The organism is uncultured Gilvimarinus sp. (assembly GCF_963975215.1).
Taxonomy (GTDB): Bacteria; Pseudomonadota; Gammaproteobacteria; order Pseudomonadales; family Cellvibrionaceae; genus Gilvimarinus.
The window spans coordinates 288,317-301,654 of sequence record NZ_CAXBFW010000002.1 but is presented as its reverse complement, the minus strand read 5'-3'; the positions used below and the strand labels follow the sequence as shown (position 1 = coordinate 301,654).

Sequence of the window (13,338 nt, the reverse complement as noted above, 5' to 3'; positions counted from 1 at the left end):
CCCGCCGGTGACGACTTGTTGGTGCCCAAGGGTGCCGAGGCGGTGATAACTCAGGCACTGGGCGCGAGTTATACCTTGTTGTACCACGGTAATTTGATTCGCATTGATGGCAAAGATGCCGATGCTATTGGCCTTAGCACCAACGCGCTGGAGTATGAAGCCCGAGCCGACGGCCAGATCGATGAAGATCAGGTCTGGGAGGCGCTGAGTATGGTGTACGACCCCGAAATTCCGGTCAATATCGTTAGCTTGGGGTTGGTGTATAAAATGAATATCGACCAAGCCTCTCAGCGAGTGGATGTGGTGATGACATTAACGGCGCCGGGTTGTGGGATGGGCGATGTGTTGGTCAACGATGTAAAGCGCCGTCTCGATGAGGTGCCTAACGTTAAGAGCCATGATGTTGAGTTAGTGTTTGACCCCGCCTGGGACCGCACGATGATGAGCGAAGAGGCCCAGCTGGAAACGGGTATGTTTTTTTAGTCGGGATAGTTGCCTTGCAGCAACCAATCGTGGGTTATCACCTCGACACTGAGAACCATTGGGTCGCTGAACTGGCGTGCGGCCATTATCAACACGTGCGCCACAACCCACCTTGGGTGTTGCGGCACTGGGTGATCACCGAGATGGGGCGCGCGGCAATGCTGGGGTATCCTCTATCTTGTAAAAAGTGCGACGTGCAAGCTCCACCTGATGGCTGTTGCCGTAGAGATTGGTTTTAAGGTAATCACTCCAGGCGTTGGTCTTTTTGCCAAACCAGCTTATCGCCTATTAAGCCCATTTTGTCTAAATATAATTGTGCAGTTTTTATAAATCATGCAAGTTGTTGCACCTCATATGATGTACCGCGCACGGTGGCGCTGCCCAATATAACAAACGCTCTTGGCCCTTAAGAGCTTTATAGCGCCCCACTAATGTCCCGCCTGACAAAAACTAATAATTTAATGCAGGATAGCACCCATGAGAAAATCATTGTGGCAGGCTTTAATGCTTGTTGGCACATCTGTGGCCATGCAGGCCACAAGCGCTCAAACAGCCCCGATTTGGTCTGACGAATTTAACGCTGACCGACTGGACCGGTCGATCTGGACGTTCACCACAGGCGGCAGCGGTAACGGCAACGGGGAGCTGCAGTACTACACCGCGTCGGATAATAATGTTTACCTCGAAGATGGAAGCCTAATTATCGAAGCAAAGCGCGAGGCGCACGAAGGTAAAGCGTTTACCTCAGGCCGTATTCATACCAACGGGCGTTTTGGTTTTCGTTACGGCACCATTGAGGCACGCATAAAACTGCCGGACTTAGCCGATGGGTTATGGCCGGCTTTTTGGATGCTGGGTAATAACTTTGGTATTGACGGTTGGCCTAAGTCCGGTGAATGGGACATCTTAGAGGCTGGCTACAAAGCGGCGATTGATGCGGGCACGACTAACCATTCGGTGTCCGGCGCGATGCATTGGTGGCACGAGAGCGGCGACTGGGGTGATTGGTTGCAGGCCGATGCGGCTGCCGACCTTGAACTGCCGTTTCACATGAATGATGACTTTCATAATTACAAGCTCGAGTGGACACCAGAGCAGGTCGTTATGAGCGTCGATGATATCCAGTATTTTGCCATGGATATCACCGATCCGAATATGTCGGAGTTTAGGGAAAATCCCGCCCATATTATTTTTAATTTAGCCGTTGGCGGCTTCAATTTTGTCGAAATTACTGATCCGGCTAATATCACCGCGCCTTTCCCGGCAAAAATGGCGGTGGATTATGTGCGCCTTTATGAAAATGAGTACACCGAAATACACCTCGCTGAAGAAAACCTAGCTACTGGTAACTATGGTGTCAGCACCGAAACTACACCAGTACTAAGTGAACTTAACTGGGGCGACAGAACCTTTCTTTATGTGTGGAATAATATGGTTGGTGTTGCCACCGAGCCCTCAGAAGGTGCTTCGGCTATGGCTTATGAAATTTCCCCAGGTGACTGGTGGGGGATGGGGCTGCTGCATAAAGATCAAAACCTGAGTAATTACAAACACGGCTACCTACATTTTGATATGAAAACCGACGGGGTGAGTAATATCGAAATCAATATGGAGAGTACCTCGGGAGGTGCCGGGAAAGTCACGCTGGCGGCCGGGGGTGAGCAGTACGGACTTGAGCGCGATGGCGAATGGCATCATGTGGCTATTCCTTTAAATAAATTTTCCGGACTTGATTTTGCAACCATCCAGCAAACGTTTAGCATGTCTGGTCCTGCACCAGCATCGACAATGACCATTGCCGTCGACAATATTTATTTGTCTGAAAGTGTCCCGCTAGAGGCACCCGAGTACGGTAATTTTGGTATTTTTACTGAAACTGCTGAGCACCGCGATGCGGGTGATTTTGCTTTTGGCGTTAACGGTGATTTGTTTATTTGGGAAGAGACCTTAGCCGTTAGCGCGGAGGATGTACTGGAAGGTAATGGCTCGCTCGATCTCACTTCAACAGGGAAGGGATGGTATGGCCTAGGGTTAACAGCAAGAGAGGGCTTTAATCTCAGTGCATTTGATAACCCTAATGGGATGCTGCACTTTTCTATGAAAACTGCTTCGGATGCTGAATTTTCGATAGGTATGAAAAGCGGCAGTGACGCCGTCATTGGTCAGCTTTGGCTGAAATTTACTCCGGGCGCGAACCCTTATGGTTTTATGCGTGATGACCAGTGGCATGAAGTTGTGATTCCTGTTTCTGATTTGGCTCAGGACGTAGATTTTAGTGATGTTCGCCAGGTGTTTCAGGTGCTGGGTGTGGGTGCAATTGATGGGTTAGCTATTGATGACATTTATTTATCTGGTGGCGAGCAAGCCACCGTATCCGCTGGGGGCGAGGAAGTAAATCGCGCGCCTGTGGCAGCCATGAAAACTTCTGTGGCATCGGGGCCGGCGCCACTTACGGTTGAATTTGACGCGAGCAGTTCGGTGGACGTTAATGGCGACGAGCTCAGTTATGTGTGGGATTTTGGTGATGGCAACCTTGGCAGCGGTGCTACAGTAAGCCATAAGTATCTCGAGGAGGGCAGCTTTAAAGCGGTACTTAACGTGAGTGATGGTGAGCTGGATAGTACAACCAGCCACTATGTGTTGGTCAGCAACAATCACAACGCCGCTAAAAGTCATAAGCGAGGTCTGGGCTTTGGCCATCATTCAGAGGAAGATTTTGCCACGATATCGCAGGGCATTAGCTGGTGGTATAACTGGAGCCACAAGCCAGATGTGCAGATTGCCGACGTCTATCAAAGCTACGGGGTTGAATTTGCCCCCATGGCCTGGAATGGGGGCTTTGACGATGCGGGTATGCGGGAGTACATTGCCGCTCACCCCGATGTTAAATACATCTTGGCGTTTAACGAACCTAACTTTTTGGATCAAGCCAACATGACGCCCTCGCAAGCGGCGGCCGAGTGGCCACGCTTAGAAGCCTTGGCCGATGAGTTTGATTTAGAAATTGTCAGCGTCGCGATGAACTACTGTGGGAACTGTAATAGCGAAGGGGGGACCACCTACTACGATCCGATCGATTACTTGGATGATTTTTTTGATATTTGCCCCGATTGCCGGGTCGATGCAATATCGATTCATGCCTACATGGAAGACGCTGGCGGGGTAGAGTGGTATGTAGATCGTTTTGCCAAATACAATAAGCCAATTTGGATGACCGAATTCTCTCACTGGAAGGATTGGACGACGTTAGAGGACCAAAAACGCTTTCTGATCCAAGTGGTAGATTCATTTGAAAATAATGACAATATTGAACGCTACGCATGGTTTACCGGCCGGCGTAACGGACACCCCTACAACGGGTTGTTTGATTACCGTCAGTCAGGCGTTTTGACTGAGCTAGGCAGCATTTACGTGAATATGCCAGTACACAACGAGAGCAACGTTCACGCCGTGCCAGCGCGAATACAGGCCGAGCAATACCAGGCCGTGAGTGACATTGTTTACCCAACGGTTGCTGACGATAAGGTTGATGTTCGCGTTGAGCAAACGCAAGACTATTCTGGCTTTCTGAACCTGAGCGATATGGCCCCAGGTAGCTCGGTGGAATACGGTCTTACAGGTGACGCTGGCAAATACAAGCTGCACGTTCGGGTGGCGAGTGAATTGGGCGGTACTCTGACCTTTTATGTCGACGGCGTGCAGTCGCTGCAGTTGCCAGTGCCTGCCACGGGCGGGCTACAAGTGTGGGAGACTGTCAGCGGGGAGGTTACGTTGCCAGCAGGCGCTTATGGTTTGGCAATGGAGTTTGGTGAAACGATTAATGTCAATTGGTTGGATATTGCGGCGTCTGAAGTGATGGCAAGCTCGTCAAGCTCAAGTGTGGAAAGTGGCTCCAGTAGCAGTTCTTTGAGTAGCGTGAGAAGTTCGAGCTCGAGTGTGCTAAGTAGCGTTAGCTCTTCAAGTTCGAGCAGCGTCTCGTCGGTGGCCTCAAGTAGTGTAAGCTCGCAAACACAAAGCAACTCCAGCTCTAGCCGCGAAAGCTCAAACAGCTCGGAAGGTAGTGTCGACAGCAGCAGCTCTGCACAGAGCAGTGCCAGCTCATCATCAAGCTCCAATGTGAGTTCAATCCCTGAATCAGAGGTAGGCGATGACGATCAACCCTCAACCCCAGATGCTAGCAGTAGTTCAAGCGCTGATAGTGCCAGTGGCGGTGGTGGTAGTGTGGGAATGCTTTGGTTGATATTGCTCGGCTTGGGGGGGATCGTAAGAAGACGCATGGCTGTTTAATAAAATCAACATTATCCATAGCGCGTTAAAGGCGGTCTGTTAGCAGGCCGCCTTTTTGAGTTTAAGGGTGGCGTAATAATCCCTAAAACTGGCATCGATTTAATGGTTGTTTGATTCGATTTATATAAGTGCTTCACTTTTTAGGTGCATGCCAGACCTTCTAAACCCCTCAAAAGTGCTCATTATCTGTGCAATCTTCGAGTTTTGATCGTCGCAACGCTTTATGGTAATCGGTTACATTTGTGTGGTTTAACAGCGCGATCTGCATTAGGGCGAGCTTACCCCTTGCTACTGGCCGCTTTACGCTACTCCCCTGTATATTTGTACATAAATTTAGACAGTGCAGCGCCTCATGTTAGCGATAACAATATTTTTTTGAAAAAATTTAAATGGTGGCGACTTAAAGGCGTGATTGGTGCTAAATTTTGTAATGGTAGCGTAATCATTATACGTGGCGCGCGGCAATGATCAGTATCGAAAAAGTTGGATGTTAGTGTAAAATATTATTTAAAATCAAATGGTTAAGTCATTTTAATTAGGCTCAGTGAAGCGTGCTGTTTTGTGCCGTCAGCGAGGTCCATCAGGTTTGCGTCTCAGTTAATAAATTTTCGGAGGAAAAAGTAATCTTTCCCGTTAAGGTTAACAGTTAGGGTGGTAATCGATTACATTTTTTTCGCTTAAAAAAAGCTATTGAAACCGTTTCATGGTTACCGTAAGTTTCCCTAATTGCTTGCTGTCGTTGATTAAAACGTTATTAGTAGGATGTTTCATCAAGGCTCATTCACCGCGTAACGGTTTTGCTTCCGCAGCAGTGCTACAGCTGGTGCAAAAAAAGAGCCGTTGGGGTTTATGGAAACTGGCAATTTTTGCTTAAAGTCCTATTCTGAAATCATTCGCAAAAAATTACGTTGTTTATTAGGTGCTTTTTTATTTATCAGGCGACGCAATTTTTTCATTGATCAAAAAAAATCGTTGAAAGTTCACATATATTAACGTAAATTCGAAAAATACTTAAAGTCAATAAGACTAAAACGAAATGGTGTAGCTGTTATACGCTGCCGTTATCGTTAAAGGCGTCGCCCAACGCCTAAGAATTGGCGGCTAAAACCCGCTAGTTTGCCTGTTGAATCGGTTGCATGAGCGATTTGGTGGGGGGACATGCGTTGTACGGAAATTTATTCCGAATGATAATAAAAGGAGAGACCCATGTATAACAAAGTAAGCTTTAAGCGAAAGCTGATCGCATCCGCGGTCGCGTCTTGTGCGCTGTCAGGCGTAAGTGGCCTGACGTTCGCCCAAGGCGATCAAATGTTGGAAGAGGTGGTTGTCACCGGTATCCGCGCATCACTTGAGCGCTCAATGGATATCAAACGTGACTCTGCTGGTGTGGTAGATGCCATCTCGTCTGAAGATATTGGTAAGTTCCCCGATACTAACCTTGCAGAATCTCTGCAGCGCATTACCGGTGTTTCAATTAACCGTAAAAACGGCGAAGGTTCAGAAATTACGGTCCGCGGCTTTGGCCCGGGCTTCAATATGGTTACCTTGAACGGAAGAACCATGCCAACCGGTAGTGCTTACGGTGGTAGCTCAGGTGCGGGCTCTTCGACTCGCGGCGGTAACTCCCGTGCATTTGACTTTGCTAACCTGTCTGCTGACTCGGTTTCTGGTGTAGAGGTCTACAAAACCAGTAAGGCCAATATTGCCACGGGTGGTATTGGTGCGACGGTAAATGTAAAAACGGCCAACCCCTTAGATGAGCCTGGCCTTAATGTCAGTGTCGCCGGTAAAGCGATCATGGATACTACCAACCGTACTGGCGACGATGTAACGCCTGAGGTTTCTGGTATTTTCAGCTGGTCTGATGACGACGGTATGTTTGGTGTGTCTTTGAGTGCCAGCTATTCCGAGCGCGACTCAGGCGTGACCAGCGCCACCGTTAATGACTGGAGCGTTGCCGAGTGGGGCGCTGGTGATACCCAGACCATTTACGATAACCCGGCGAACAGCGACATTTTCGTCAATGAGCCTGAGGTTGGTCAGCTTTACTCTCGTCCTAACGACGTCCGTTACACTTTCGCTGACCGTCAACGCGAGCGTACCAACGCGCGTCTTGCTTTCCAATTCCGCCCTATGGACAGCTTGACTGCCAGCTTGGACTACACCTTTGCGCAAAATGATCAATCTGCTCACCGCGGTGAGGTAACCACTTGGGTTCAAAATGGTGGGTTTATTCAGAATGTTGAATTTGATGATTCGGTCATTAAAACGCCAAAGTTTATTACAGAGAGCTATGACCCGGCAAGAAGGGACGTAGGTTTCTCGCAGCAATATCGCTCGCAAGAAGATACGCTGGAATCTACCGGCCTGAACGTTGAGTGGGACGTTACAGATCAATTCTCCTTAGTCTTTGATGCCCACAGCTCTACCATGGAAAGCCTTCCTACTGGCCCAGGCCGCGCAGGTTCGCTGGACATAGGTGTCGGCGCGTCGATCAAAACTGGGGCTAGTTGGCAATTCAGCGGCGCTGATATCCCCAACTGGACGCACACCATTGACGGCGATTTGGAAGAAAACCTGAGCTCCTCGGTAATGCGGGTGTTCTCAGTGGAGCAGATCTCTGAAGTGGATCAAGCTAAACTGGACGGTCACTGGGAGTTCGACAACGGCAGCCGATTTGATTTCGGTATAGAGCGCCGCGAGATGAGTTCAAACACCGTAAACTACAATGGCAATGCTAACCAGGTGCTGGGCGGCTGGGGTGCTTCAGCGCCTGGCGAGTTCCCTGATGGCAGCTTTGAAGAATTCGATGTGCCTGGCGAGTTTGATGACCCGAGTGTTGGCAACTCGCCTCATATCGGCTTCCGCGCGGATGCTCGTGAATTGGGTGCTTTCCTGGTCGAGGAGTACAGTGCTCAAAACGCTTACATTGGCGTAGAGAATACGGAAGATCCAGCCGGGGTTCGAAACAGCGCAAGCAATAACGAAATTCAGGAAGATACAGACGCGGTATACGTCCAGTTTGGCACTGTGGGTCAGTTAGCTGATTTTGAAGTTAATATACTTGCCGGTCTGCGATATGAAGCTACAGACCAAACTTCATCCTCGGAAACCCCTCCGCTGGCTTACTATATATGGTCATCGGATAACGACTTTACTGCGGTCAGCGCATCGCCGGACACCCCAACCGTTGACGGACAGAGCTATGACGTTCTGTTGCCAAGCATAGATTTCTCTATGAACTTTTCGGACAACCTGATTGGCCGAGCATCCTATAGCCAAACCATTGCTCGTCCTGGTTTGGGAAGTTTGGGGTCGGTGATTTCGTTTGGTAACCCAAATGGTTCTACTTTAAATGAGGGTACTACTGTTCAGGCGACAGGGCAAAACCCACAACTGGCACCGCTTGAATCAAGCAATGTTGATGTGTCGTTGGAGTGGTATTACGATGACGCAAGCTACGCGTCCGTCGGCTTGTTTGAAAAACGTGTTGAAAATTTCACAGGGTCAGAGATTACCCAGCAAACGTTTGATGTTCGGGACCAGACTTCTGGCCCGAGAGCTCAAGCGGCGGCTGCAGCGCTAGAAGAAATTGGCGCGAACCAAGATAATGCTAATCTGTACGCAATGATGCAGATCTTGGCTAACCCAAGTAAGTATCCTGGTGGCGCTTCTGAGCTTAACGATGATGTGGTGGCGGATCTTAATGACCAGGCTGGGTATGAATTTATTACCCCAAATGCCGACGATCCACTGTTGGAGTACGAGTTCAGTACAACGGTCAACAATCGTGAAGCAAAACTTTACGGTGCTGAGTTTGCGTTGCAGCACTTCTTTGGCGAGACCGGTTTTGGCGTTCAGGCGAACTACACCATCGTAAGAGGTGATGTTAAGTTCGATAATTTGGACATTACTTCAGACCAGTTTGCACTGTTAGGTCTTAGTGATACTGCAAACGTGGTGTTGATGTATGAAAATTACGGCTTCGAAACCCGTCTTGCGTACAACTGGCGTGATGAGTATCTTAACCAAACCAATTGGGGTTCGAATAATCCCGGATACGTCGAAGCTCAGTCGCAACTTGACATGAACATCAGTTATTACTTTACTGATAACTTGTCTGTGTCCTTCGAGGGTATCAACATGACCGGAGAAGATCGTCGTGAGCATGGTCGCAACGAAAACATGCTGATTTTCTATGATGATCTGGGTGCACGCTACCAGTTAGGTGCGCGTTACAGCTTCTAAGCTATAATGTAAGAGTTGTTTGATCGAAAAAGAGTCGCCTAGGCGGCTCTTTTTTTAACTCAACTGTTATAATTTCTCTTGTTGTGTAAGTAAATCGGTAGCTTTAGATGCAAAAAATAGAATCATTAAACAATATTGCTCATGAAAATTTAAAAGTGAACCCTGAATTTTCAGCTGAGCTTGGGGACAATTTAGTCAGCACCGTCACATTTATAACGGAGTTTTCTGAGGTCCAAAAGGAATATCCAATACTGTGCCGCAAAGATCCTGAAACAGGTGAGTATCAAGCTATTGTGTTTTTTGGGCTGCAAAAAGATGAAAATTTGTTTTTGACAGAGGCCGAACCGTCGAGCCAAAAATATGTGGGGTGGCGAGCTGAATATGTCCCGGCCGCTTTAGCTAGGGGCCCTTTTTCAATTGGGGCTCAGCGTGATGCAGACGAGGGGGCGCAAGGGCAGAAACCCGTTGTACATATTGATATGTCCCACCCAAAAGCCAGCTGTGATCGAGGCCGAGCATTATTCTTGGAAAATGGTGGTCACAGCCCGTACCTAAATTATATTACAAATGTCCTGGATACGATCAACGAAGGTATACACCTCACAAAACACATGTTCAACGCGCTTAATAAGTATGAGCTAATAGAGCCTGTGACCTTGGATATAGAGTTTGTTGACCAGAGTAAATTAACAATTAACCAGTTTGAAACAGTCAATACTGACAAGCTATCTCAGCTTAGTGGTGATGCTCTGGAGGGGCTTAATAAGTCGGGTTTTCTTCAGGCGGCCTATTATATGGCTACTTCTATGTCCAATGTTAGAAAATTAATCGATTGGAAAAATCGCAAGTTGTCGGCAGGTGGAGACGCTAATTAACCGTGAGAGAAGTCAAGAGTTTGAGTGGAGTTGATCCGCACAACATTCCAAGAGATCTGATTGTTTCTAACGAACCCGTTGTTTTTAAACAGATGGTTTCTGACTGGCCCGTCGTTAAGGCTGGGCAGGTTTCCGATAGGGCGTCAGTTGACTACTTGAACTCGTTTTACAATGGCACTCCAACTATAGTATGCAAGATTCCTCCCCAAAACGAAGGGAGAATGTTTTACAGTGACGACTGCACCGAGCTTAATTACGAAAGTTATAGAGGGCGTATTGATGAGACCTTGGATGCGATCTTACGAGGCGCGGATGACTCAAGTGCCCCTGCTTATTACATTGCATCTAATATAATCGATACGCATCTTCCCGAGTTTAATAATGCCAATAACTTGGTTATACCCAGAGATCAGCACCCTGAAGCATTAAATGAAAGGGTGAGTATTTGGATTGGCGGTCAAACGACCGCAACATGTCATTTTGATGCATTAGATAATATCGCATGCTGTATAGCGGGTAAGCGCCGGTTTACGCTCTTTCCCCCTGATCAGATAGATAATCTCTACCCCGGCCCGCTTGACCCAACGCCGGGGGGGCAAGTAATTAGTTTGGTGGATTTTAAGAATCCGGACTTTGAAAAGTTCCCTCGATTTAAAGATGCGCTTTCCAGCGCTCTAGTTGTTGATCTGGAGCCGGGAGATGCCTTATTTATACCGACTATGTGGTGGCACCACGTAGAAAGCTTGGCGCCTTATAATCTTTTAGTGAACTACTGGTGGGAGGACGCGCCCGCCTTTCTGACCTCTGGGATGAATGCGCTTCATTGTGCGATGCTTGGAATTCGTGATAAATCGCCTCGGGAACGAGAAGCCTGGAGACATATTTTCGAGTACTATGTTTTTAATGGCGCTGAAAAGTCTAATGCTCATATTCCTTCTGAGGGTAGAGGTTTTTTGAATGCTTTGGATAGGCTTGGGGCTAGAAAGTTAAGAGCTTTACTGATTAATAAATTGAATCGTTAGTGCCGATTGAGCTGGGAATTCGTAAAATGTCAGGTGGTAAAAAAAGAATAGTTATTGCCGGAGGTGGTACCGCAGGTTGGATAGCCGCGGCAGCGCTTTCTCAGCAAATGGGAGAGCTGCTCGACATTACTTTAGTGGAGTCCGAGGATATAGGGACAGTCGGTGTTGGCGAGGCCACTATCCCACCCATGAGAACCTTTCACCGGTTAGTAGGTATTAACGAACAAGAGTTTGTGAAAGCCACTAATGCGACTTTTAAGCTGGGAATTCAGTTTGAGAACTGGAAGCAGGTTGGTGAAAAATATTTTCATTCCTTTGGTGTTACCGGCAAACAAACAATCGTTACCGATTTTATTCATTTTTGGCTCAGAGGCCGTGAATTGGGCTTCGCTAGAGATTTTGGCGATTATTGCCTGGAGTTTAAGGCAGCCTTGAAAGAGCGATTCTCATTGAATAACCAGGCCAAGCTAAACTACGCGTTTCATCTTGACGCAGGACGTTATGCACGTTTTCTCAGGGCTCGCGCAGAATCATGTGGGGTTAAGCGAGTAGAGGGCAAGATAGCTCAGGCAAATCAAAACACGGATTCTGGTTACCTTACCTCCTTGGTGTTGGAGTCCGGTCGAGAGTTGGCCGGAGATTTGTTTATTGATTGCACCGGCATGAAAGGTTTATTGATAGAGCAGACTCTGAAGACTGGGTTTGAAGAGTGGGGGCACTGGCTGCCTTGCGACACGGCTATTGCCGTTCAAACTGAGGCGGTCGCGCCGCCGTTGCCATATACGAAGTCGGTGGCCCATAGTGCGGGTTGGCGCTGGCAGATACCTCTGCAAAATCGGGTTGGCAATGGAATCGTCTTTTCCAGCCGTCATATGTCTGAGGGTGAAGCGAAAGATAAACTGCTGTCGAGTATTGAGGGGAAAACTCTTACCGAGCCCAATGTTATTAGGTTTAAAACGGGCAGACGTAAAAAGTCCTGGAATAAAAACTGTATTGCCATGGGGCTGGCTTCTGGTTTTTTGGAGCCGCTTGAGTCCACCAGTATTCATATGATAATGACTGCGGTAACTCGTTTGATACAATTATTTCCACATGACGAAATCAAGCAATCCGTTGTTGATGAATACAACTCTCAAGCTGAAAGCGAATATGAGAGGATTAGAGATTTTATTATCTTGCATTACAAAGCGACTGAGCGCGATGATAGCGATTTCTGGCGCTACTGCAGGGATATGGACGTTCCTGAGGATTTAAAGCACCGTATAAACCTATTTAGAGATTTCGGGAGATCCAATCAGGTTGAGGGCGAATTGTTTCGGTTGGATTCATGGACTCAAGTTATGCTGGGGCAGGGGGTCGTGCCTTCGTCATATCACCCCATGGTCGAGCTTATGTCAGAGGCGGCGCTAAAAAGCTTATTAGCGAGTATTGCGGAAAAAGTTGATAAAGACATTGCAGGGCTAGAGAATCACGCCGATTTTGTTAAAAGGTATTGCGGCAGTATGTAAATTTTGAATTGCCTTACAAAGGCATTATTTATGTAGTCGTTATCTTTGAATGTACCCATTAGTCACGCATTGTAAAAGTTTTCTGGGTTGATTGGTTTATAAGCGATCCTGTGGTTTGGATGGCTTTAGATAGAGATGAGCGTGCCCCGGATTTGTCGACAACAAGAAAATGTTTTCCTAAAAAAGACACTCAGCTGAGGCCCTAAATGCAACTATCGTTAAGCTCCAATATGACCAGCAGTCTATATCAGTTAGGCGACGAAAAATCGCCGCTACTGGTGATTGATAATTTTTTGCAGAATGCACAGCTATTGGTAGAAGACGCTTGCCAGCAACGCTTTGTCCAGAACTCGCCCTTGTACCCAGGCTTACGCGCTCCAGTGCCGATAAGCTTTCAGTTGCTGTTTTTAAATGCGTTAACACGGCAATTGCAGGAGGTGTTTCAGTTAAAAGGGGCAAAACTTAGCCTGTCCCTGTGTCAATATTCAATTGTTACACTGCAGGCGAACCAATTGGCTCTTTTACAGCGAATCCCGCACTTTGATTCCACAAAGCGCGATGAGCTAGCGGCTGTATTCTATTTATTTAAAGATGATTTAGGAGGTACTTCTTTTTATCGCCATAAAAAAACCGGTTACGAAACTATTGATGAGGAGCGACGCATTCCATATCTCAAGTCGTTAGAGAGTGAAAATGGAACTAATAACATTCCTCAACAAGGCTATATCAATGGCGATACGGTATTGTTTAAGCGGATCGGGGAGCAAAAGGGCATTTTCAATAGACTCATTGTCTACCGGCGTCAAAATCTACACAGTGGCTCTATTAGCCCCAGTTTCGTCCCAAGTGCTGACCCTCGTAAGGGGCGCCTGACCATCAGTATTTTTATTGATTGTGTGTAGTGTGGTTAAGCGA

8 protein-coding genes are annotated in these 13,338 nt (G+C 47.5%); all 8 read left to right on the top strand.

The window, feature by feature from the left end:
* The coding region (gene sufT, locus AAC019_RS03180) for a putative Fe-S cluster assembly protein SufT (RefSeq protein WP_339897108.1) at positions 1-483 on the top strand (483 nt) is incomplete at its 5' end.
* A gap of 29 nt (positions 484-512) precedes the next feature.
* On the top strand, positions 513-722 hold the full coding sequence (locus AAC019_RS03175; RefSeq protein WP_339897118.1) for a DUF3565 domain-containing protein: 210 nt from the start codon (positions 513-515) through the stop codon (positions 720-722).
* A gap of 238 nt (positions 723-960) precedes the next feature.
* Positions 961-4,770 (top strand): glycosyl hydrolase, encoded by a 3,810-nt coding sequence (locus tag AAC019_RS03170; protein ID WP_339897107.1) that lies wholly within the window; start codon positions 961-963, stop codon positions 4,768-4,770.
* 1,206 nt (positions 4,771-5,976) lie between these two features.
* A complete protein-coding gene (locus AAC019_RS03165; RefSeq protein ID WP_339897105.1) occupies positions 5,977-9,018 on the top strand; it encodes a TonB-dependent receptor in 3,042 nt (1,013 codons plus the stop codon).
* Positions 9,019-9,125: 107 nt separating this feature from the next.
* Positions 9,126-9,893, top strand: coding sequence for a SapC family protein (locus AAC019_RS03160; protein ID WP_339897104.1), 768 nt, complete (start codon positions 9,126-9,128; stop codon positions 9,891-9,893).
* 2 nt (positions 9,894-9,895) lie between these two features.
* Positions 9,896-10,915 (top strand): cupin-like domain-containing protein, encoded by a 1,020-nt coding sequence (locus AAC019_RS03155; RefSeq protein ID WP_339897103.1) that lies wholly within the window; start codon positions 9,896-9,898, stop codon positions 10,913-10,915.
* A 26-nt stretch (positions 10,916-10,941) separates the two neighbouring features.
* Entirely contained in the window at positions 10,942-12,423 is a 1,482-nt protein-coding gene (locus AAC019_RS03150; RefSeq protein WP_339897116.1) for a tryptophan halogenase family protein, read from the top strand.
* Between the two features lie 206 nt (positions 12,424-12,629).
* The gene (locus AAC019_RS03145; RefSeq protein WP_339897102.1) at positions 12,630-13,325 is read left to right on the top strand and encodes a DUF6445 family protein; all 696 of its coding nucleotides are present in this window, start codon (positions 12,630-12,632) and stop codon (positions 13,323-13,325) included.
* Positions 13,326-13,338: the final 13 nt, after the last annotated feature.

Bases quoted from the DNA above. Each gene is read 5' to 3' on its own strand.
- AAC019_RS03170 (WP_339897107.1), top strand. From the start codon at position 961: ATGAGAAAATCATTGTGGCAGGCTTTAATGCTTGTTGGCACATCTGTG.
- AAC019_RS03165 (WP_339897105.1), top strand. From the start codon at position 5,977: ATGTATAACAAAGTAAGCTTTAAGCGAAAGCTGATCGCATCCGCGGTC.
- AAC019_RS03160 (WP_339897104.1), top strand. From the start codon at position 9,126: ATGCAAAAAATAGAATCATTAAACAATATTGCTCATGAAAATTTAAAA.
- AAC019_RS03150 (WP_339897116.1), top strand. From the start codon at position 10,942: ATGTCAGGTGGTAAAAAAAGAATAGTTATTGCCGGAGGTGGTACCGCA.
- AAC019_RS03145 (WP_339897102.1), top strand. From the start codon at position 12,630: ATGCAACTATCGTTAAGCTCCAATATGACCAGCAGTCTATATCAGTTA.